Annotated in this window: 21 protein-coding genes; 10 read left to right on the forward strand and 11 right to left on the reverse strand. The window is 63.6% G+C overall.

Annotated features, from left to right (window positions below; genetic code table 11):
• Window positions 1–14 precede the first annotated feature (14 nt).
• Window positions 15–887: an NAD(P)-dependent oxidoreductase gene (locus tag BRA1417_RS0119510; protein WP_027517243.1), complete on the reverse strand. Its 873-nt coding sequence runs from the start codon at window positions 885–887 to the stop codon at window positions 15–17.
• Window positions 888–1,068: 181 nt separating this feature from the next.
• On the opposite strand from BRA1417_RS0119510, the gene BRA1417_RS0119515 reads away from it, so the two are divergent.
• The 4 genes from BRA1417_RS0119515 (at window position 1,069) to BRA1417_RS0119530 (ending at window position 4,793) form a co-directional block, all read left to right on the forward strand.
• Window positions 1,069–1,506 (forward strand): VOC family protein, encoded by a 438-nt coding sequence (locus BRA1417_RS0119515; RefSeq protein ID WP_027517244.1) that lies wholly within the window; start codon window positions 1,069–1,071, stop codon window positions 1,504–1,506.
• 53 nt (window positions 1,507–1,559) lie between these two features.
• Window positions 1,560–2,702: an Mrp/NBP35 family ATP-binding protein gene (locus tag BRA1417_RS0119520; protein WP_027517245.1), complete on the forward strand. Its 1,143-nt coding sequence runs from the start codon at window positions 1,560–1,562 to the stop codon at window positions 2,700–2,702.
• Between the two features lie 217 nt (window positions 2,703–2,919).
• Window positions 2,920–4,011, forward strand: coding sequence for a TRAP transporter substrate-binding protein (locus BRA1417_RS0119525; RefSeq protein ID WP_027517246.1), 1,092 nt, complete (start codon window positions 2,920–2,922; stop codon window positions 4,009–4,011).
• Between the two features lie 422 nt (window positions 4,012–4,433).
• Entirely contained in the window at window positions 4,434–4,793 is a 360-nt protein-coding gene (locus BRA1417_RS0119530; protein WP_027517247.1) for a hypothetical protein, read from the forward strand.
• Between the two features lie 27 nt (window positions 4,794–4,820).
• On the opposite strand, the gene BRA1417_RS0119535 is transcribed toward BRA1417_RS0119530, so the two are convergent.
• Window positions 4,821–5,879, reverse strand: coding sequence for an alpha/beta fold hydrolase (locus tag BRA1417_RS0119535; RefSeq protein ID WP_027517248.1), 1,059 nt, complete (start codon window positions 5,877–5,879; stop codon window positions 4,821–4,823).
• 316 nt (window positions 5,880–6,195) lie between these two features.
• Here BRA1417_RS0119535 and BRA1417_RS0119540 point away from each other — a divergent pair, with 316 nt between their 5' ends.
• Together BRA1417_RS0119540 and BRA1417_RS0119545 are read left to right on the forward strand one after the other, a co-directional pair.
• On the forward strand, window positions 6,196–6,870 hold the full coding sequence (locus tag BRA1417_RS0119540; RefSeq protein WP_027517249.1) for a response regulator transcription factor: 675 nt from the start codon (window positions 6,196–6,198) through the stop codon (window positions 6,868–6,870).
• 1 nt (window position 6,871) lies between these two features.
• The gene (locus BRA1417_RS0119545) at window positions 6,872–8,326 is read left to right on the forward strand and encodes a HAMP domain-containing sensor histidine kinase (protein ID WP_027517250.1); all 1,455 of its coding nucleotides are present in this window, start codon (window positions 6,872–6,874) and stop codon (window positions 8,324–8,326) included.
• Window positions 8,327–8,445: 119 nt separating this feature from the next.
• On the opposite strand, the gene BRA1417_RS0119550 is transcribed toward BRA1417_RS0119545, so the two are convergent.
• Entirely contained in the window at window positions 8,446–9,747 is a 1,302-nt protein-coding gene (locus BRA1417_RS0119550) for a M20/M25/M40 family metallo-hydrolase (protein ID WP_027517251.1), read from the reverse strand.
• A gap of 278 nt (window positions 9,748–10,025) precedes the next feature.
• On the opposite strand from BRA1417_RS0119550, the gene BRA1417_RS0119555 reads away from it, so the two are divergent.
• Window positions 10,026–11,114: a TRAP transporter substrate-binding protein gene (locus BRA1417_RS0119555; protein ID WP_027517252.1), complete on the forward strand. Its 1,089-nt coding sequence runs from the start codon at window positions 10,026–10,028 to the stop codon at window positions 11,112–11,114.
• Window positions 11,115–11,193: 79 nt separating this feature from the next.
• Here BRA1417_RS0119555 and BRA1417_RS0119560 read toward each other — a convergent pair whose 3' ends face one another.
• From BRA1417_RS0119560 to BRA1417_RS0119580, 5 genes are all read right to left on the reverse strand, one after another.
• Window positions 11,194–12,849, reverse strand: coding sequence for a TRAP transporter large permease subunit (locus tag BRA1417_RS0119560; protein ID WP_027517253.1), 1,656 nt, complete (start codon window positions 12,847–12,849; stop codon window positions 11,194–11,196).
• A 28-nt stretch (window positions 12,850–12,877) separates the two neighbouring features.
• Window positions 12,878–13,459 carry a TRAP transporter small permease subunit gene (locus BRA1417_RS0119565; RefSeq protein WP_027517254.1) on the reverse strand — a complete coding sequence of 194 codons (582 nt, stop codon included), beginning with the start codon at window positions 13,457–13,459 and terminating at the stop codon, window positions 12,878–12,880.
• Window positions 13,460–13,628: 169 nt separating this feature from the next.
• A complete protein-coding gene (moaA, locus tag BRA1417_RS0119570) occupies window positions 13,629–14,663 on the reverse strand; it encodes a GTP 3',8-cyclase MoaA (protein ID WP_027517255.1) in 1,035 nt (344 codons plus the stop codon).
• A gap of 108 nt (window positions 14,664–14,771) precedes the next feature.
• Entirely contained in the window at window positions 14,772–15,269 is a 498-nt protein-coding gene (locus tag BRA1417_RS0119575; protein WP_027517256.1) for a hypothetical protein, read from the reverse strand.
• Window positions 15,270–15,404: 135 nt separating this feature from the next.
• Window positions 15,405–16,094, reverse strand: a complete 690-nt coding sequence (locus BRA1417_RS0119580; RefSeq protein ID WP_027517257.1) for an HAD-IA family hydrolase — start codon at window positions 16,092–16,094, stop codon at window positions 15,405–15,407.
• A gap of 174 nt (window positions 16,095–16,268) precedes the next feature.
• Between BRA1417_RS0119580 and rpiA the strand changes: the two genes are divergently transcribed.
• From rpiA to gor, 3 genes are read left to right on the forward strand one after another with little or no spacing between them, the layout of a single operon-like run.
• Entirely contained in the window at window positions 16,269–16,982 is a 714-nt protein-coding gene (gene rpiA / locus BRA1417_RS0119585) for a ribose-5-phosphate isomerase RpiA (protein ID WP_027517258.1), read from the forward strand.
• Window positions 16,983–16,984: 2 nt separating this feature from the next.
• Entirely contained in the window at window positions 16,985–17,503 is a 519-nt protein-coding gene (locus BRA1417_RS0119590; RefSeq protein ID WP_027517259.1) for a DUF2059 domain-containing protein, read from the forward strand.
• Between the two features lie 55 nt (window positions 17,504–17,558).
• A complete protein-coding gene (gor, locus tag BRA1417_RS0119595; protein WP_027517260.1) occupies window positions 17,559–18,947 on the forward strand; it encodes a glutathione-disulfide reductase in 1,389 nt (462 codons plus the stop codon).
• Window positions 18,948–18,954: 7 nt separating this feature from the next.
• Here gor and BRA1417_RS0119600 read toward each other — a convergent pair whose 3' ends face one another.
• From BRA1417_RS0119600 to BRA1417_RS0119610, 3 genes are all read right to left on the reverse strand, one after another.
• On the reverse strand, window positions 18,955–20,094 hold the full coding sequence (locus tag BRA1417_RS0119600) for a hypothetical protein (RefSeq protein ID WP_027517261.1): 1,140 nt from the start codon (window positions 20,092–20,094) through the stop codon (window positions 18,955–18,957).
• A 339-nt stretch (window positions 20,095–20,433) separates the two neighbouring features.
• Window positions 20,434–20,619 (reverse strand): hypothetical protein, encoded by a 186-nt coding sequence (locus BRA1417_RS0119605; protein WP_027517262.1) that lies wholly within the window; start codon window positions 20,617–20,619, stop codon window positions 20,434–20,436.
• A gap of 63 nt (window positions 20,620–20,682) precedes the next feature.
• Window positions 20,683–21,909 (reverse strand): carboxylate-amine ligase, encoded by a 1,227-nt coding sequence (locus BRA1417_RS0119610; RefSeq protein WP_027517263.1) that lies wholly within the window; start codon window positions 21,907–21,909, stop codon window positions 20,683–20,685.
• Between the last annotated feature and the right edge of the window lie 20 nt (window positions 21,910–21,929).

The following is a 21,929-nucleotide window of genomic DNA, read 5'->3' on the forward strand; positions in this document are numbered from 1 at the left end:
CACTTCGTCAGGTGTCAGCGATTAAGGCGCGCGAGCAGGCTCGACGTATCCCAGCGCTTGCCACCCATCTTCTCGACCTCGGAGTAGAACTGGTCGACCAGCGCGGTCACCGGCAAATTGGCGCCATTGCGGCGGGCTTCGGCCAGCGAGATCGAGAGGTCCTTGCGCATCCATTCAACCGCGAAGCCGAAATCGTATTTGTCCTCGTTCATGGTCTTGTAACGGTTTTCCATCTGCCAGGACTGCGCGGCACCCTTGGAGATGGTTTCGATCACGGCCGCGACGTCAAGGCCACTTTTCTTGGCAAAGTGAATACCCTCGGAGAGGCCCTGGACGAGGCCGGCGATGCAGATCTGGTTGACCATTTTGGTCAGCTGGCCGGAGCCGGCCGGCCCGAGCAGTTTGCACATCCGCGCATAGGCGCCTGTGATGATCGGCTCGGCACCCGCATAGGCGTCCTGCGCGCCGCCGCACATCACCGTCAGCACGCCATTCTCGGCGCCGGCCTGGCCGCCGGACACGGGTGCGTCAATGAACTTGAAGCCGGCCTTGGTCGCGGCCGCATCGAGTTCGCGCGCGACCTCGGCGGACGCGGTGGTGTGGTCGACGAAGGTCGCGCCCTTCTTCATGCCGGCAAACGCGCCGTCGGCACCGATCGTGACCGCGCGCAGATCGTTGTCGTTGCCGACGCAGCACATCACGAAGTCCTGGCCCTCGGCAGCAGCCTTTGGGGTCGCGGCGGTCTTGCCGCCGAACTTGTCTGCCCACTCCTTCGCCTTGGCCGCGGTGCGGTTGTAGACGGTGACCTCATGGCCCCCTTTTTTCACGAGGTGTCCGGCCATGGGGAAGCCCATCACGCCGAGACCGAGGAAAGCGACTTTAGCCATCTGTGGTACCTTGTCCGTAGTTTGGGTTTTACGGTTCTTGCCGGGCGAGGGGCGCCCGGTTCCGCCATTGCGGCAGATCGGCCGCACCATAAACCCTTGAGGCCGGAGGGCAACGGGTTCGTTTGGCCCCCGCTTGTGCTAGGGTGGCGGACCTAAGGACTTCAAACAAGGGAGCGAAGGCATGGGCGGCGTAAGCGTGGGCGTGCTCGATCATTTCAACATCCGGACCCGGAATCTGGCCGAGACCGTCCGCTTCTACGAGGACGTGCTGGGCCTGGAAAAAGGCGCCCGGCCGAATTTCGCCTTCCCCGGCGCCTGGATGTACAGCGAGGGTAAGCCGGTGGTGCACCTCGTCGATATTTCTCCGACTGCCGAGCCACAAAAGCCGGATTCCGGCGTTGTCCACCATGTCGCCTTCGCCAGCCGCGGGTTTGACGGCATGAAGCAGCGGCTGGCCTCAAAGGGGATGAAGTTCGACTCCCGCCAAGTGCCCGGCGGCGAACTCTGGCAGATCTTCGTCCACGACCCCAACGGGGTCATGATCGAGCTGAACTACGAGGCTGCCCTGGAGCAGGGCGCGGCGCCCGCCGAGATGGCTGACGATATCGGCAGGCAGTAGCCTTTTGGGCGTTTCCGCTCTAATGGGGCATCTTGAATTCTAGGAGATGCGCTTTGAGCGTGACGCAGCAACAGGTTCTCGACAGCCTCGCCAGGATCAAGTCGCCCCGCGGGGTCGCGCTCACTAATGCCAATGTGCTGAGCGCGATCAGCGCGGCTGATGGCAAGGTGTTCTTTTCGATCAATGTCGATGCCGCCGAAGCGCGCGCCTGGGAATCCGTCCGGGCCGAGGCCGAGGCCGCGGTGCGCGCTATTCCCGGCGTCACCACCGTCATGGTGGCGCTTACGGCGGAGCGGAAGGCCGGCGCGGCGCCGCCACCGCCGCCAACGCCCAGCCGCGGCACGCCAGGCGTGCAGCCGGTCCATGCCCACAAGCCGCCGCCGCAGGGCGGCGCCCAATCGCCGATGGCGCGGCAGTCCGAGATTCCGGGCGTTGCGGCCGTGATCGCGGTCGCCTCGGGCAAGGGCGGCGTCGGCAAGTCCACCACCGCGCTCAATCTTGCGCTGGGCCTGCGCGATCTCGGCCTCAAGGTCGGGCTGCTCGATGCCGACATCTACGGCCCCTCGGTGCCGCGGCTGACGGGCCTGCATGAGAAGCCGGAGCTGGATGGCGAGCGCAAGATGATTCCGCTCAAGCGCTTTGGCCTGGCGATCATGTCGATCGGCTTCCTGGTTGAGGAAGAGACCGCAATGATCTGGCGCGGGCCGATGGTGATGTCGGCGGTGACGCAGATGCTGCGCGACGTCGCATGGGGCCAGCTCGACGTCCTCGTCGTTGACATGCCGCCGGGGACCGGTGATGCCCAGCTCACGCTGGCGCAGAACGTCCCCTTGAAGGGCGCCGTGATCGTCTCGACCCCGCAGGACCTGTCCCTGATCGACGCAAGGCGGGGGATTGCGATGTTCAAGAAGGTCAACGTGCCCGTGCTCGGCATCGTCGAGAACATGAGCTATTTCCAGTGCCCGCAATGCGGCACGAAATCCGACATTTTCGGCCATGGCGGCGCGCGCCACGAGGCCGAGAAGCTCGGGGTACCGTTCCTGGGCGAGGTCCCCCTGCACATGGCGATTCGCGCCACCTCGGACGCCGGCACGCCCGTGGTGGACAGCGAGCCGGATGGTCCCCATGCGGCGATCTACCGCGCCATTGCGGGACAGGTGCGGGACCAACTCAAGGGCGTCATCGCCGCGGCCTGAGCGGATCCAACCAACCTCTTCAAACCGATACACTGGGGACATGCGACTTTCGTAGAGCCCTGTCATGCCAATGTCGCGTTTCGAAAGCGGGGCTTCCGTGTTAAAGGCCGACGGCAGTCAAGCCCCTTCGGTTCGACGCGGCCCAAGAACGCGTCGCCGGAATGAGCGGCAGCAAAGAGGAAGTTAGGGGAAACGCCCCAACAAGGAGAGACTGAAGATGAAGCGTCGTGATTTCCTGAAAGTGTCGGCAGCCGGTGCGGCGGCGACCGCAGCGGTGGCCTCGCCGGCGATCGCGCAGTCCTCGCCCGAGATCAAGTGGCGCCTGACGTCGAGCTTCCCGAAGTCGCTCGACACCATCTACGGCGGTGCCGAGCAGATGGCGAAGTACGTCGCCGAGATGACCGACAACAAGTTTCAGATCCAGGTCTTCCAGGCGGGTGAAATCGTCCCGGGCCTGCAGGCGCTGGATGCGACCCAGAAGGGCACCGTCGAGATGTGCCACACGGTGTCGTATTATTACGTCGGCAAGGACCCGACTTTCGCGATCTTCGCGTCGGTGCCTTTCGGCCTGAACGCACGCCAGCAGAATTCCTGGCTCTACCAGGGCGGCGGCAACGAGCTCGCCAACGAGTTCTTCAAGAAGTCGAACGTGGTGGGCTTCCCGTGCGGCAACACCGGCACCCAGATGGGCGGCTGGTTCCGCAAGGAGATCAAGACCGTTGCCGACCTCTCGGGCCTCAAGATGCGCATCGGCGGCATTGCCGGCCAGGTGCTCCAGAAGGTCGGCGTGGTGCCGCAGCAGCTCGCCGGCGGCGACATCTATCCGTCGCTGGAGAAGGGCACCATCGACGCGGCCGAATGGGTCGGCCCCTACGATGACGAGAAGCTCGGCTTCGCCAAGGTCGCCAAGTACTACTACTATCCGGGCTTCTGGGAAGGCGGTCCGACCGTTCACGCCTTCGCCAACATCGACAAGTGGAACGAGCTGCCGAAGAACTACCAGGCGATCCTCACCAACGCGACGGTCAACACCAACACCTGGATGGCCGCGCGCTACGACATGGTGAACCCCGGCGCCCTGAAGCGTCTGGTCGCCGGCGGAACGCAGCTTCGCCCGTTCACCAATGAAGTTCTGGAAGCCTGTCTCAAGGCGACCAACGAATTGTGGGGCGAGATCTCGGCCAAGAATCCCGACTTCAAGAAGTCGATCGACGCCATGCAGGCCTACCGCTCCGACGAATATCTGTGGTGGCAGGTTGCCGAATACACCTACGACAGCTTCATGATCCGCTCGCGCACCCGCGGCTGATCTTCGAACCAGTCGCAAGACGACATGCCCGGTCTCGTTCGCGAGGCCGGGCTTTTTCTTTGGGATGACGCGATCGGAATAGGCGAGGCGGAAGCCGCCGAGCGGCGTTGTCGCCGCGGTACGGGCGGGGGCCTCCAACAAAAAATCTGAAAAACAACCCCATGCACAGTAGACGAGGGGTGGGAGGACAACGCGTTGCGAGTGCAGCCAAGCGCTTGATGCGATGAAGCTAATTGGCAGGCAGTCCCGAGCATCGCGGGGGCGATGAGAACTTCGCAATTTGGGCGTCAAAGCGGGGTGTGCCCAGGAGTACCAAGCGAGCGCTTCAGCGAGACCCGTTTGACTCGTCGGGCAAAACAGTGGCATAAAGGCGTTATCGCAAAATCCGAAATGAGCGCCTCGGCGGCTGGCGTGGGTTGACGATGAGCTTCGATCCCGGTGAAGTTCAAAGCGCGCTGCGCAAGGCCTGGTCCTTGGCAACCGCCAGTCAATGGACGGCGAGCAATCCGGCGGGCGGGCAATGCAATGTCACCTCGCTGCTGGTTCACGAGCTCTTCGGCGGCGAGTTGCTGAGGACGCCGCTGCCGGCCGGCGACCATTTTTACAATCGCATCAAAGGCCAGCGGTATGACTTCACGGCGAGTCAGTTCGATCAGCCGATTGCTTACATGGATTTACCTGCAAGCCGTGCCGATGCGGAACTGGGAGCGACGAGTGATCAACTGGCCGAACTCAGAGTCGCTTTTCAGGAGCATCGTACGAAGCAGGTCAGGGCCAAATAGGCGACATTCGACTATCCTCGCGCTCGTTCACGCGCCGGAAGTCTCTCGGGGCTGCTGCACGCCCGGACCTTCCCTCCCATGGGTCAACACGGCCTCGGCAGCAGCTTCGTCGATGGCCGCCATCACATCAGCGGTTGCGGAATGATGAATCATGTGTCCCGCTCCGTCGATCCGGTGCAATTTGCTCTGCTTGAGTTCGCCATGCAGCCTGACCGACTGCTTGATATCGATCAGACGATCGTCCTGGCCCGCGATAATGATCGTGGGCATCTTGAGTTCTGCATAAGTCTTCGAACCTGAGAATGCGGCGGGGACCAACATCGTCGCTTCGGCCGCTGCGGCCCGCATCTGTGATGGGCGGAGCGCCATTTCTTTCGGAAAGCCAGCGAACTTGTTCGGGACCGGCCGCGGGCCAAACAACTTGCGCAACATCGCGGGCCACATCATCCGACCGGCTAGCGGCGAAATCGTGGAGCTGATGACGTCGCCGACCACTGGTAGGGCGGATAGCACGGACGTGGCGCTGTCTGAGCGGGGCGTCGGGAAATAATATCCCGAGGCCAGCACGAGAGCCTGCACGAACGAAGGATGTCTTGTCGCCAGCGCAACCGCAACCGACGCTCCCCACGAATGGCCAAGGACAATCGCTTGAGAGACGCCCAACTGATCGAGCGCCTTCTTGAACAGGTCCGCCTGGGCATCCGGCGTCCAGACGACGTGTCGCGGCCGCGAACTATGCCCAAAGCCCGGACGATCGAACACCATGACCCGGTAATTCTCGGCTGCGAGATCGATCAATCCACTCGAGTCGAAATCCTGGACCATGCTGCCATTGCCGTGAAACAAAACCAGCGGCTTGCCCCTGCCGCGTTCCAGATAGTGCAGGCGAACCCCCTCGACGTCGATGAACCGACCCTGCGGAGGATTATCGCGTTGCGCTTTGTTCGCGAGCCGCCGATTTATGATTGCGGTAGCCGCAACGAGGGTACCTGCGGCAGCAAACGCGGCGGCGCCCGGATGTCGCGTGATGGCGGTCAGGCAATCGGATAGAAGGGAGCTGGAACGTGTTCGTCGTGCAAGGCGCATGTGCATTACCTTAGGTGGTCTGCACGACGCCCCATCAAATGAGAAATGTTGCAGCTGAGGTAAACGGTCCGCGGGGTTGTTCGTTCCTTGGCAGGGTCGATGCGACGCGGACGACAGGGCCCAAGGAGGCAAGCTTCCGCGCCATCCGGGACCTCATCCGCACATGTCTTGATTGGCTTACAGGAACCTGACGGAAGGGAGCGGCCGCCCGGCGGAGGATGCTTTTTCGCTGGCCGAGATGCCCCGGATGGTGGCAGACAGCGAAGATGCGGCGCGAGCCGTGCGGTGATACCGGAACATCCCGCGGGAAAATGCGATGCGCCTTCTGATCGTCGAGGACAATGCCGAGCTGTCGCGGCTCGTTGCCGGCGGGCTGTCGGCGGCCGGCTATGAGAGCGACATCGTCGGCAGTGCCGCCGAAGCGCGCGAGGCGGTCAGCAGCGTCAGCTATGCCGCGATGATCCTCGACCTCGGACTACCCGACGGCGATGGCCTGTCGGTGCTGCGCGAGCTGCGCCGGCAGATGGAGCCGTTGCCGGTGCTGGTGCTGACCGCGCGCGGCGGCTTGCAGGACCGCGTCAGCGGCCTGCGCAGCGGCGCCGACGACTATCTCGCAAAACCGTTCGCGATGGAGGAGCTGGTGGCGCGGCTGGAGGCGATCCTGCGCCGCCCCGGCCAGTTGCTTGGCCGCTCGCTGCGCCTTGCCAACCTCGTCTATGACACCGAAAGCCGCCAGATCTTCGTCGACGACCAGCCGCGCATCATCTCCGCGCGCGAGACCTCGGTGCTCGAGATCCTGCTGCGCCGGCAGGGGCGGGTGGTGCCGAAGAAGAACGTCGAGGACCACATCTTCGGCCTCGATGGCGAGGTCGCCTCCAACGCGGTCGAGGTCTACGTCTCGCGGCTGCGCAAGCAGCTCACCGAGCACGGCGCCAAGGTCGTGATCCACACCATCCGTGGCGTCGGCTATCTCATGGCCGAGGAGAAATAGCGTGGCCCGGATCGGATCTCACGCCGGATTCCGCGCCGGGATCCATGCGAGGTCGCCCACGTTCAAATCGCTGATCTGGCGCATCGTGTTCCTGCACATCGTGGCGGTCGCTGTGGTCGCGATCTTCCTGCCGCTGGTGCTGTTCTGGCTGCTCAATTCCGAGATCGACCAGCTGCATCGCGATGCCATGCGCGCGCAGGCCGAGGTATTGGCCGAGCGCATCGTCGCCCAGCCCGATGGGCTGCTGACGTTCAACCTGCCGGACAGTCTCAAGGGTCTCTATTCGGAAGCCTATGGCCGCTACCAGTACGACATCCGCGATGCCGAGGGGAATCTGCTGTTCTCGTCGCGTCGCAAGACCGGCACTGCCACGGTTGCGCCACCGCCGCTCTCCGAGACGATTTCCGGCGCCGGCGTCACCCGCACCATCGACGGCAAGGTCATACGCATTCGCGTCGCGGAGGACCTGGCGCACCGCGACGTTATCATCGACGACATCGTGTCGAACTTCTTCCGGCGGGTCGGGTGGATCACCATTCCGATCCTGCTGGTCCTGCTCGCCATCGACATCATCATCTTTCGCCGCGCCGTCGCGCCGCTGTGGAAGGCCTCCGAGGAGGCGAGCAATATCGGCCCGGCGCGCACCGACATCCGCCTGCCGACGGAGCAGATCCCGCGCGAGATCATGCCGCTCGTCACCGCCGTCAACCAGGCGCTCGACCGCCTCGAGGGCGGCTTTCGGGTGCAGCGGCAGTTCACCGCCGACGCCGCGCACCAATTGCGCACGCCGCTCGCGATCCTGCGCACGCGAATCGAGACGCTCGGCGACGGCGCTGCACGGCAGGCGCTGCATGCCGACATCGAGGGCATGAGCCGCATCGTCGCGCAGCTGCTGGAGATCGCCGAGCTCGACACGCTGGTGCTCGATCCCGGCGAGACCGCGGATTTGCGCGCGGTCTGCGCCGAGGTGGTCGGTTCGATCGCGCCGCTCGCGATCGCGCAGCACAAGGACATCGCGCTGAGGGGCACCGAGGCGCCGGTGCTGATCCACGGCAATTCCGTGATGCTCCAGCGCGCGATCTTCAACCTCGCCGAAAACGCCATCAAGTTCACGGCAAAGGACACGTCGGTCGATGTCGATGTAAGCGAGGACGGCGCGGTGCGCGTGCGCGATTGCGGACCGGGAATTGCGGAAGCCGAGCGCGAATTGATCTTCCAGCGCTTCTGGCGCGCCGACCGCCAGCGCAGCGACGGCGCCGGCCTCGGGCTCTCGATCGTTCGTGCGGTGGCGGATGATCACGCGGCGACGGTTGCGGTGGAGAATCTTCCGGGCGGCGGCGCGCAGTTCACGCTGCGGTTCAGGCTGGCGGAGGCATCCAAGGCGATTGAGAAGAACGGGCGCGTCGTTGACGCTGAACCCTCTCCCCTTGTGGGAGAGGGTGGCTCGACGCGATAGCGGCGAGGCGGGTGAGGGGTTGTCTCCGCGCAGCCAATCTCTCAATGGAGCGCGCGGAGAGAACCCCTCATCCGGCGCTTCGCGCCACCTTCTCCCACAAGGGGAGAAGGAAGATAGAGCTATTTCAGCTTGCCGGTGGACAAATCCATGATCATGCGCGTGGTCAGATAAAGACGCGGCACGATGCTGTTGAGCTGCACATATTCGGCGTCGTTCGAATGCGCGCCGAAGCCCGACAGGCCCATGCCTTCCACGACGGCTGCGTTGGTCTTGAGCGCGGCAAACGCCGCGTCGGTGCCGCCGCCGGTCGCTTTCTCGTCGACCTTGAGGGGCAGTCCGAGCTCCCCATAGATCGTCTTGCCGTAGGCCGCCACGCGGCGCGAGGCGTCGTTGGCCTCCAGCGGCGGGCGACGCACCTCGAATTTGAGCGCGACCTTGGAGTCGGGCAGCAGGTGATTTTTGATCTTCTCCTGAAGTGTCTTCTCGAGCTCGTCGAAATCGGCGACCTTGAGTGCACGTGCGTCGGCCTGGGCCGTGGCCTCCGCGGGGATGACGTTGCGGTTGGTGCCGGCCTTGGAGACCGTCCAGTTCAGTTTCAGGCCCTGCTCTGGCTTGGACAGGTCCTTCATCTGCAGCAGCTGGTGCGAGAGTTCGTACAGCGCATTCACGCCGCCCTCGGGCCGTGAGCCCGCATGCGACGACTTGCCCTGCACCGTGAGATAGGCCGAGCCGATACCGCTGGTGGCCAGCCGCAGCGTGCCATCGGTGCCGCCGCTTTCAAAGGAGAACACCACGTCCTGATCCGAGGCGAATCTGGTGATGGTGCTGCGCCAGCCCGGTGAAGAGATCTCCTCGTCGCCATTGGTGAGCACCGTGAGCGTGCCGTAATCCCGGAAGCTCAGCTTCTGCAGAAACGCCACCGTATGAAGAATGAGCGCGAGGCCCTGCTTGTCGTCGGCAATGCCGAGGCCGTAGGCCTTGTCGCCGTCGATGCGGAACGGTTGATCCTTCAGCATGCCCTTCAGGTACACGGTGTCCATGTGGGCGATCAGCATGATCTTCTTGCTGCCTGTGCCCTTGAATACGGCGTGTACGGCCGGGCCGATTTTCTCGGGTGTGTCGTCGAGGCGATAGACGTCGGTGGGTTGCAGGATCTCCACCGTGCCGCCAAGTTGCTTGAGCTGGCCGGCAACGCGCTCGGCGATCTGGTTCAAGCCGTCGATATCCTTGCTGCCGGATTCGATGCTGACGAGATCGCGCAGCGTGTCGAGCAGCGGCTGCTGCTCCTTTTGCGCCAGCACATGGACGTCGGCCGTGACATTCGCGCTGGGCTCCGCATGGGCCGGCATTGCCGCACATGCCAGCCAGAGCGATGCGATTAACGGACCAACGAGCGATGGAGCAGCGTGCGATCGAGACATGCGTGGCGACCTTAGGGTGCGGGAATGGCGCGGTATGCCCGTGTTTCCGGCGCTTGTCACGTGCCCGGCGCACCCGTCATGCCGGCCGAGGCGGATGTGATGGAAGGGGCCAGGCCGCTGGCCGCCTAAGCCTAAAGTCGTAGGACCGGAGGGTGCGGGAGCTGGGCATTTTCGTCCCTCACATCGTGAGGGATGGAAATCGGACGACACATGTTCCATGCTGGCCTCCAAGCCTCGGCAAGAAGGCCCACCGTCACAATCCATCAGGGTAGGAAATCATGAAAAGACGAGATTTCATCAAGGTCACCGGGCTTGGTGCGGCGGGTGTCGCCACGCTCGCCGCTCCAGCGATCGCGCAGACGACGCCCGAGATCAAATGGCGCATGCCGACGAGCTGGCCGAAATCGCTCGATACGCTCTATGGCGGCGCCGAGATGATGGCCAAGATGGTCGCGGAGGCGACCGACAACAAATTCCAGATTCAGACATTTGCCGGCGGCGAGATCGTGCCGGGCCTGCAGGTGCTCGATGCCGTGCAGAACGGCACCTGCGAAATCGGACACACCGCGTCCTACTATTATTTCGGCAAGGACCCGACCTTTACCTTCGGCTCGGCTGTGCCGTTCGGACCGAACATGCGCATCAACCAGGCCTGGTACACACTCGGCGGCGGCAGGGACATCCTCAACGAGTTCTACAAGAAGTACAACGTCGTCTCGCTGCTTGCCGGCAACACCGGCTGTCAGATGGGTGGCTGGTTCCGCAAGGAGGTCAAGACGCCCCAGGACTTCAGCGGGTTGAAATTCCGCATCGGCGGCTTCGCCGGAAAGGTGATGGCCAAACTTGGCGCGGTGCCGCAGCAGATCGCCGGGGGCGACATTTATCCGGCGCTGGAGAAGGGCACTATCGACGCCGCCGAATGGGTCGGCCCGTATGACGACGAGAAGCTCGGCTTCGTCAAGGTCGCGCCGCATTATTACTTCCCGGGCTGGTGGGAAGGCGGGCCCATGCTGCTCGCCTTCGTCAACCAGGACAAGTGGAATGCGCTGCCCAAGCACTACCAGAGCATCCTCGAGCAGGCGGGGCACTACGCCAACAACTGGATGATGGCGAAGTACGACCAGGCCAATCCACCGGCGTTGCGGCGCCTGCTCGCGGCCGGCGCCAAGCTGCATCCGTTCTCGCCCGAGATCATGCAGGCCTGCTTCAAGGCGTCAAAGGAGCTGCACACCGAAGTCTCGGCCACCAACCCCGACTTCAAGAAGGTCTACGAATCGCTGACCGCGTTCTCGAACAACGGATATCAGTGGTTCCAGGTCGCCGAAGTCGGCTATGACAACTTCATGGCGCGCAACTCGCAGAGCTGATCGCAGGGCGCGCGATCGGCGCAAACGAAAAAACCCGGAGCGAAAGCTCCGGGTTCTTTTTTTGCAAGCGAGCGGGGCGCTATTGCTTCGGCTGGCCGAAGTCGAGCGGCGGCAGATCGATCTGGGGAATGTCGATCTTGATGCTGTTGGGATCGACGGTGGACTGCACGCCCTTGTAGTGCATCACCATCGACGGGAACATGATCACGAGCAGCACCATGATCATCTGGATCACGACGAACGGCACCGCACCCCAATAGATCTGTCCCGTCGTGACCGGCTCCATGCGCTTGCCGGTGACGCGATCCGTATAGCGCTCCTTCGGTGCCACCGATCGCAAATAGAACAGCGCAAATCCGAATGGCGGGTGCATGAATGACGTCTGCATGTTGACGCCGAGGATGACGCCGAACCAGATCAGATCGATGCCGAGATGCTCGGCAGCCGGCCCGAGCAACGGGATCACGATGAAAGCGAGTTCGAAGAAATCGAGGAAGAACGCCAGCACGAACACGAAGGCGTTGACGAAGATCAGGAAGCCGACCTGGCCGCCGGGTAGGGAGGTCAGCAGGTGCTCGACCCAGACGTGGCCGCTGACGCCGTAGAAGGTGAGCGAGAACACGCGCGCCCCGACCAGGATGAAGACGACGAACGCGGACAGCTTCGCCGTCGATTCGGTGGCCTGACGGATCAGGTCCCAAGTCAGCCGCCGCTTCGCGGCTCCAAGAATGAGGGCGCCGGCTGCACCCATGGCGCCGCCTTCGGTGGGCGTCGCGACACCGATGAAGATCGTGCCCAGCACCAGGAAGATCAGGAACAGCGGCGGCACCATCACGAAGGTGGTCTGTTGCGCCATCTTCGAGAGGAAACGGAAGCCCGTCAGCTTGTCGAGGACCCAGTTTGCGATGGCGACGAAGAATGCGAAGAGGATGCCGAAGAACATGCTGAGCACGACAAAGTCGGCGCCGTGGGTCTCCGAATTCCGCATCATGAACCAGCCGAAGACGCAGCTCGCCAGGAACAGCACGCCGAGCGACTTCAGGCCGCGGTCGCCGCTCTCCTCGCGGAAACCGATGGCTTCCTTGGGCAGGCCCGGCGCCGCCTTCGGGAAAATCATGGTCACGAGGAACGCGTAACCTGCATAGAGGCCGGCGAGCACCAGGCCCGGAATGAACGCGCCCTCGTACATGTCGCCGACCGATTTGCCGAGCTGGTCCGCCATCACGATCAGGACGAGCGAGGGCGGAATGATCTGCGCCAGCGTGCCGGAGGCCGCGATGATGCCGGTCGCCACGCGGCGGTCGTAGCCGTAGCGCAGCATGATCGGCAGCGAGATCAGGCCCATCGAGATCACCGAGGCCGCCACGACGCCGGTGGTCGCCGCAAGCAGGGCGCCGACGAACACCACCGCGTAAGCGAGGCCGCCGCGAATGGTGCCGAACAACTGGCCGATAGTGTCGAGCAGATCCTCGGCCATGCCGGAGCGCTCGAGCACCAGTCCCATGAAGGTGAAGAAGGGGATGGCGAGCAGCGTGTCGTTGTTCATCACGCCGTAGACGCGCTCCGGCAGGGCCTGGAGAAAGTCCGGGTGGAATTGCCCGAGCTCGACGCCGATGATGGCGAAGAACAGGCCTACGGCGCCGAGCGAAAATGCCGCAGGGTAGCCGAGCAGCAGCACGACGACGAGCGTCGCGAACATGATTGGCGCCATATTGGCGACGATAAACGCGGTCATTGAATCCCCCTACGATGCCGCTTGGCGATCACTTCTGTTCGATCGCTTCAACGAGATGCTCGACTTCGGCCTCCAGCGCCGAAATCTGCGACTCGTGGGGATCCGGAATCATGCCACGCATGATGGCGATCCGCTTGATCAGTTCGGAGATGCCTTGAACAAGCAGGAGCGCGAAGCCGATCATGATGAGCGACTTGGCCGGCCATTGCGGCAGGCCGCCCGCATTGCCGGATTGCTCGTTGATCTGAAGCGAGCGCAGGAAGAACGGTATTCCGGTCACGATCATGACGATGGTCAGCGGGATCAGGAAGAAGATGTGCCCGATGATGTCGATGATGTTGCGAGCCCGTTTCGGCATCATGCTGTTGAAGATGTCGATCCGGATGTGCTCGTTGTCGAGCAGCGTCCAGGACGCGCACAGCAGGAACACGATGCTGAAAAGCACCCATTGCAGCTCGAGCCACGAGTTGGAGGACGTGTCCAACGTCTTTCGAATGATCGCATTCAGCGCCGAGATGACGACGGCGAGCAGGATCAGCCAAGCCAGACGCTTGCCGGTCCAACGTGTGAACGCGTCAATTCCATTGCTCAGCTTCAGGAGCGCTTGCAAGATTGGTCCTCCCCGATTTGCCCCGGCCGTCTTGACTGCGCCGAGTGGCGCGTTGGCTTGTCTCGCCGCGCAGGCATGAGGCAGCCGCACCAAACCAGCGAGTTTGCCGCCAGTCAATCGGAAGTTTGTTGATAGTTAAGGGGAATAAGCCGCGGCCGGGCAGCCGATGCTAGCCGCCGGTGACGCTCATGTGCCTGCTAACGCTGGGGCGGTCGTGGCGGCGGTCGATGATGAAATCGTGGCCCTTGGGCTTCAAGCCAATGGCGCGGTCGATCGCATCCGCAAGCAGCGAATCGTCGTCCGATGCACGCAGAGGTTTGCGCAAATCGGAGGCATCCTCGTGGCCGAGGCAGGTGTGCAACGTTCCCGTGCAGGTGACGCGCACGCGGTTGCAGGATTCGCAGAAATTGTGGGTCATCGGGGTGATGAAGCCGAGCTTGCCGCCGGTCTCGGCGACGCTGACATAGCGCGCCGGCCCGCCGGTGCTCTCGGCCAGATCCGTCAGCGTGAATTGCTGGGCGAGCCGCGCGCGCACCAGCGACAGCGGCAGGTATTGGTCGATCCGTCCCGATCCGATCTCGCCCATCGGCATGACCTCGATCAGCGTCAGGCCCATGCTCTTGCCGTGGGCCCAGCGCATCAGGTCGGGAAGTTCGTCCTCGTTAAGATTCTTCAGCGCCACGGCGTTAATCTTGACCGCGAGGCCCGCAGCGCGTGCCGCCTCGATGCCTTCCAGCACCTTGTCGATCTCGCCCCACCGGGTGATCTCGCGAAACTTTTGGGGGTCGAGCGTGTCGAGCGAGACGTTGATGCGGCGGACACCGCAATCGGCGAGCTCGCTTGCGTATTTCGCGAGCTGGGTGCCGTTGGTGGTCAGCGTCAGCTCGTTCAACGCGCCGCTCTCGAGATGCCGCGACAGCGAGCGCACCAATGTCATTACGTTGCGGCGGACCAGCGGTTCGCCGCCGGTGAGCCGCAGCTTCTTCACGCCCTTGGCGATGAAGGCCGAGCAGAGCCGATCGAGCTCCTCCAGCGTCAGCAGGTCCGCCTTGGGCAGGAACGTCATATCTTCCGACATGCAGTAGAAGCAGCGCAGGTCGCAGCGGTCGGTGACGGAGACGCGCAAATACGAGATGGTCCGTCCGAACGGATCGGTCATCGCGCTCGACAGCGCGGCGCGGGGGCTCGCGGAAAGTCCGTTCATACCAAATGCCTTGTCACTTGCGGCAACGCGAGCAGTTTTGCTTCAGCGTCGTCCTGGACGCAATCTAAGCATCGAACGCGTCAGAGACAATTGGGGGGATGACGGAGGTCAGCGCTTGCCGGCGTTTGGATCCGGGAACGGCGAGCCCGCGGCCGGTGCGGCAGCAGCCGGGGCAGCGGCGGGCGCCACGGGTTTCGGTTTCTTCGGCCGGTGCGGCCTGCGGACCGGTTTTGGCGGAATGGCCGGCTGGAGCTCCGCGAAAACCGGGTTGGGGTCGGTGGTGACCGAGGCGGGCGTCGTGAAGTCGCCGGGATTCCTGATGACGTTCACCGGCACGCTTACCGGCTGGTATTTCGGCAGCGCGAAAGCGACCGTGAAGGGGACTTCGGGGGCGGGAACCGACACGGAGCAGGGGGTCTTGCAGCCCTGTCCCAGTGAGGTCGTGGCGTCAGCGCCCGGAGGATTGGATTCGAGCCGGACCTGGACGATCGGCGGGGCCGATTTGAACATGTCCCAGGAAGTCGAAGACATTGAGGAGCAGGCGGCAAGACTTGTTGCCCCGAGGACGCTTACTCCGGCTAACGTCAACGTGATGACACGACGCATGACATCCACCGAGTGCGACGAACCGCCACATTCCACGCGAACTTAGGAGCGTCGTTTCCAGCGAGCAACCGGCGGGCCGCGCATAGTTAGTGGATGGTTAACGCGGGATTCTGCGGAATAACCAAGCTATCTCAGCTACTTGAGAGCTTCCTGCGCAGTCATCAGGCTGCTCGCGGCGGCCGGCAGGTCGCGCATGTGATGGATCAGCCGGTCCGGCTTCAACTCGGCAATCGGTACGTCCGTATAGCCGAAGCTGACCCCGATCACGGGAACTCCGGCGCGCCGGGCCACGCCGACATCGGGTCCGGCATCGCCGACCATGATGCTGGCTTTGACCTCGCCACCGGCCCGCGCCACCGTTTCGCGGAAAATGGTCGGATCGGGCTTCTGGACCCCAAAAGTGTCGGCGCCGCAGATTGCGGCGAAGCGCCGGCTCAGGTCGAGCTGATCCAGCAAGCGCTTCGACAACCATTCCAGCTTGTTGGTGCAGACCGCGAGGCGATGGCCCTGGGCCGCAAAATGGTCGAGTGCGGCCTCCAGCCCCTCGAAGGGCCGGGATTCGACCGCGATATTGTCGGCGTAATAGGCGATGAAATCGGCCGTCATCCGGTCCATGTCGGCAACCGTGACGCTGCGGCCCTCGGCCTCTAGCCCCCGCTCGATCAGCTTGCGGGCGCCGGCGCCGATCATGTTGCGGGCCGAGGCCATCGGCACGGGCGGCAACCCTTCGCGGTCGAGCACGTAATTGAGCGCGGTGATCAGGTCGGGCGCCGTATCCACAAGCGTGCCGTCGAGATCGAAGACGATGGTGTGGGAGGGGATCATGGCCCAGCGCTACCGGCCCGGCCCCGCCCGCGCAAGGGCCGAAGCCATAAGATCACCTTATAAGGTGGGCCCGGAGGCCTGTTCCCCCAGGCCCTGTTCTCCGAGGGAAAACGAGGCTACACAGGCCGCCGCGAGCCTATGAGGCAGCACTCGTAATTCAGGGACGGCGCAAACGTGAACATGGACCAGTTGAAGCGGCAGGCTGCGGCGCGCGCCCTCGAGGACGTCCGTGACGGCATGCAGCTCGGGCTCGGCACCGGCTCGACCGCAAAACATTTCGTCGAGCTGCTCGGCGAGCGCGTCCGCGCCGGACTGAAAGTGATCGGCGTGCCGACGTCCGAGGCGACGCGCCTCGATGCGCTGCGATGCGGCGTGCCGCTGACGACGCTGGATGAGATCGACCATCTCGACATCACAATCGACGGCGCCGACGAGATCGACCCCGAACTCAATCTGATCAAGGGCGGCGGCGGCGCGCTGTTGCGCGAGAAGATCGTGGCGGCCGCCTCGGATCGCATGATCGTGATTGCCGACGACACCAAATGGGTGCCGACACTCGGCCGCTTTCCGCTGCCGGTCGAGGTCATCCCGTTCGGGCTCGGCGCAACGCGTCGCGCGATCGAGAAGGCGTTTGCGGAATGCGGCGTTTCCGGGCAGATGGCGGTCCGCAACGGCAAGGACGGCCACGTTTTCGTCACCGATGGCGGCCACTGGATCGTCGATGCCCAGCTCGAAAAGATTGAGGATCCCGCGCGCCTCGCTACCGCGTTGAGCGCGATCCCCGGCGTTGTCGAGCATGGTTTGTTCATCGGCTTGGCCAGCTCGGCTGTCTTGGCGGGTGGCGAGGGAATTCGCGTGATTGAACGGCGAAAGCCGAAAGGAGACTAGGAATGAAGAGCGTTTTGAAATTGTTGTCGGTCGCGACCCTCGCTGTGGGACTGGCCCTCTCGGTCGCCCCGGCCGGGGCCCAGCAGGCCGCGGGGCCGAAATCGACGCCGGCGGCCATTGCGGCCGCCAAGGAGATCCTGGCAATCAAGAACGCCAGTGCGATGTACGCGAACGCCGTGCCCGGCCTGGTCGACAAGACCAAGATCGCGCTGATCCAGCAGAACCTCAACTATCAGAAAGATCTCACCGAGGTCGCCGGGGTCGTCAACCAGCAGTTGGCAGGCCGCGAAAAGGAAATCGGAGAAGGTATGGCGCAGGTCTATGCCAGCGAGTTCACCGAGCAGGAGCTGAAGGATCTCGTCACCTTCTACAAGTCGCCGCTGGGCAAGAAGCTGATCGAAGCCGAGCCGCGCGCCATCGGGCTGAGCATGGCCTTCATGAACTCCTGGGCCCAGAACTTCTCCGAGACCGTGATGGGTGCCTTCCGCGCCGAGATGCGCAAGCGTGGCAAGGAGATCTGACAGTTCCTATCTGATCAGAATCCGGATCATGTTCTGAAAGAGGTCGGAGTGGACAATGGCTGAATTCGACGTCGACCTCTTTGTCATCGGTGGCGGTTCGGGCGGCGTGCGTGCCGCCCGCATCGCGGCCGGTTACGGCGCCCGCGTCATGATCGCGGAAGAGTACCGCATGGGCGGGACCTGCGTGATCCGCGGCTGCGTGCCGAAGAAGCTGTTCGTCATTGGCTCGCATTTCCGCCATGAGATCGAGGACGCCGCCGGTTTTGGCTGGACCGTTCCGCCTGCGAGCTTCGACTGGCCGACGCTGATCGCCAACAAGGACAAGGAGATCGCGCGTCTGGAGGCGGCTTACACCGCCAATGTGGAGAAGTCGGGCGCGCAAATCGTCAAGAGCCGCGCGGTGATCGAGGACAAGCACACCGTCCGTCTGCTCGAGAACGACCGGAAGATCACCGCAAAATACATTCTGATCGCCACCGGCGGCGCGCCCAATCACGGCGCTCCGATTCCCGGCATCGAGCACGTGATCTCCTCCAACGAGGCGTTTCACCTGACCAAGTTGCCGAAGCGGATCGTGATCCAGGGCGGCGGCTACATCGCGCTGGAATTCGCCGGCATCTTCGCCGGCTTCGGCTCCGACGTCACAGTCGTCTATCGCGGCGACAACATTCTTCGCGGCTTTGACGAGGATGTTCGCGCCCACGTCCGCGCCGGGATGGAGAAGCAGGGCATCACCATCCTCACCGGCTGCACGGTGACGAAGGTCGATCGGCACGGCGAGGAATTCACCACGCATCTGTCGAACGGATCGAGCCTCGCCTCCGACCAGGTGATGTTCGCGATCGGCCGCCATCCGGCGGTGGCCAATCTCGGCCTGGAGAAGGCCGGCGTAGCCATCAACCCGCGGAACGGCGGCATCGCGGTCGACCATTTCTCGAGGAGCTCGGTCGACAGCATCTATGCAATCGGCGACGTCACCCATCGCTTCAACCTGACGCCGGTCGCGATTCGTGAGGGCCATGCGTTCGCCGACACCGTGTTCGGCAAGCGCGAGGTGCAGGTGGATCACGCCAACATCCCGACCGCCGTGTTCTCGCAGCCGGAGGTCGGCACCGTCGGCCTCACCGAGACCGAGGCCCGCGCGCAATTCAGCCATGTCGACATTTACAAGACCACGTTCCGCCCCATCAAGGCGACGATGTCGGGCCGCGATACCCGCGTGCTGATGAAGCTCGTCGTCGACGGTTCAACCGACCGCGTGCTCGGCTGTCACATCGTCGGCGATGCCGCGGCCGAGATCACGCAGGCAGTCGCGATTGCAGTGAAGATGAAGGCGACCAAGGCCGATTTCGACGCGACGATCGCACTGCATCCGACCGCGTCCGAAGAGCTCGTCACCATGCGCACGCCGACCGCACGCCACGTGCGCCAGGCGGCGGAGTAAACTCCGCTTAGCCGTAGAGGTACCCGACCGGCTTGCCCTCGGTGCGCAGGGGACGGATATCCTTCTGCGTGATGATCTGACCGGCGAGGCCGTCGATTTCATCGCGTTGCGTCGGCGTCCAGCTGCGGAGGTCGTTCATGCCTTTGAGAAGGCCTAGCCGAAGGACCTGCGTGTTCTCGCCGACACCGACGAGGGCTGTAGCGTTCTTGCCTGCCGTCACCACGTCGCCGGCCGCGAGCTCAAAGGTCTCGCCCGTCTTGTTCTTGAATTCGGCCGTGCCGCGGATCACGCGGTAGATCACGACCTCGCCCTTGGCGAAACATGTGGTGTCCGCTGTTGCCGACGTGCTCTTGGGCAGGAGCGATTGGCCGCGCGGGTCGGTTGCGATGATGTGGCCGGTGACGAGATGTCCGCTCGGCACTTCGATGCCGATATCGCGCATATACACCGGCATGGATGATTTGACCGGGCTGTCGGTGAGCGGCTTGAACAGCGCATCCAGCGCCAGCGGGTCCTGGAGCCAAAAGCCTGCGTCCGCGGGGCGATCATGCAGAGAGTGGCTCCACGCCACCCGTGGCGTCTCGTCTTCGTTGATCTGATCCGGGCCGACAATAGTGGGGTTTGGAAAGGTCGTCGGATCGGTAATGAAGGCTTCGAGGAATTTGCCGGAATAGCCCATGGAAATTGGATCGGGCGCCACCGTCTGTGGCGTCTTCAAATTCTCTTCGGTCGATAGTCCCGACCAGGTGTAGAACAGCTGTCGGTGCACGATCGCGCTTTGCAGCATCACCGCGCCGGGGCCGACATTGTAGAAGCGCCCGTCATAGTCGAAGGTGAACGCGCCCGAGGTGACCAACACGAGCTGAAAGCCGCCCGGCGGCAGATGAAGATGGAAATCTGTGGGACCGGTGTCGGGCAGATAGATCGGCAGATTGGTCGCGACTTCGTGCAGCAGGAAGGTTTCGTTATTGGCGTGGAAACCCTCGTTGGCGCGATTGTAGAGGGCTTGCGGCCGGTACGTCGCCTCGAACTTCGCATTCCGGTCGCGGTCGATCGCCACGAAATCCTGGCCGTTGAGGCGTAGGGGGGCGCCGTCCGGGCGGGTGAGGCCGGTGATTTTGAGATCGCCGGCGGCATGCACGTTCATGGCAGTCTCCGATTCTAGGCCGCTCACCCGGTCTCTCTCGGCGCACGCATCTTGCTGCAGTAATCGGGAGAGCAGGGGATCAGGCCTGATGCTGCCTTGCGAATTCTGGGCCAGTCGAGGCGCCGCGCGGTACGCAAGGCTGTGCGACACGCCGCAACGCGAGGAAAAATCGAGGTTGCACCTGAGGTTAGCTGACACGCTTCGCCAGCCTGCATGGCCATGTTCGCCCGGTCTGCAAACCTGGCGACGAAACGCGTCTTGTCTAATTTGTCGGCATCCTGGCGCGGACGTGCAGCCGCGCCGATCAGAGGAAGTCGGCGGCCGGGTGAATGGAGCCGTTCATTCGAAAGATCGACCGACGGTCCGCTCGGGCTTGCCGTACGGGCTGTCAGCCCACTTCGCCATGTCCACTGCACGCGCCTCGATGAGCTCGCACCAGAGGCAGCTGAGCTCTGCGCGCCCTTTGGCCGAGAGCATCGGAATGAGGCCATGGCCGCAGCCGGCGCAACATTTGACGCGATTCATGGTTCTCTCCGCGACCTTCCGAATTCAGGAGCGACATTGTTGCTCCCGAAGCTTGCGCGGGCGCTATGAGGGCGCAGCGACGCCTGCGGCCGGGGCGCTCGTGCCCGAGATCGTCGCGTCTGCGATCCAGCGCGACACCGCGGCGATGTCCTCCGCATTGTCGCGGAAGGCACGAAGCTGGAATTCAGCCGAGCTGCCACGCTCGACGATGGTACGACAGTGTTCGACCTCGGCGGCGCAGTTCAGCGCGGCGGCGTCTTCGGCGATGTCCTCGATCACGCGGGAGAGCAGCTCGGAGATCTCGACCGGCCCGTCCTTGGAGGCAAAGATGCAATCGGTGCCGTAGCGCTGGGCGCGCCATTTGTTCTCCACCGCGATCGCGCGTTCGACCGCGGTGACCTCTTTCGACAGATGAGGTCGCAGGTACAGATAGCGCGTCAGGCAGCGATAGAGCGAGGCAATGGCGACGGCGTCGTCGACGAAGGTGCAGGTGTCGGGCGCACGCAGCTCGAGGGTCGGGTGCTTCATGGAGGGGCGCATGGCCCACCAGATGTGGCTTTCATCGGGGATCACGCCGGAGCGCTGCAACGCGCCGACATATTCGTCGTAATCCTGCCTGCTCTCGAACAATTCGGGCAGGCCGGTGCGCGGCAGCTCGGAATAGGCGGCGAGCCGATAGCCCTTCAGCCCGGTCTTGTGTGAATTCCAGAACGGGGAGGAGGCCGACAGGGCGATGAACAACGGCAGATGCGGCAGCATCGCTCGCATCACCGCCATGCGCTTCTCCGGATCGGGCAGCTGGACGTGGACATGCATGCCGCACATCAGGTTGCGGTGGCCGATGCTGCGCAGATCCTCGATCATCTCCTCGTAGCGCGGCTTCGGGCTCGGCTGCGACATGCGCCAGACCGCGGTCGGATGCGTGCCGCAGGCCATGATCACGAAACCGTATTGTGCCGCGACGTTTGCGACTTCGCGACGCAGGAAGCGAAGCTCTTCGCGCGCGTCGGCAACGTCGACATGAACGTTGGTGGCGACCTCGAGCTGCGACTGCAACATCTCCCGCATCGCCTGGCCGCCGGTGGACCAGTTCGCAGATTCGAACAGGGCATTTGGAGTTTCGATCGCAACGTCCAAAGTTCGCCGGTCGGCGAGGAAGTATTCCTCCTCGATGCCGAACGAATATTCCGCGGCCTTGCCGCGTCCGCCGGCGGAGCGAATGACGAGGTGCTGCTTGTCTTCCGAGGAATCGAGCCGCAGCAGTCTCAAAACGTCTGATGCAAATGTCATCGTGCCACCCGGCCAAGGTA

Origin of the sequence: Bradyrhizobium sp. WSM1417 (assembly GCF_000515415.1) — a bacterium.
Lineage (GTDB): Bacteria > Pseudomonadota > Alphaproteobacteria > Rhizobiales > Xanthobacteraceae > Bradyrhizobium.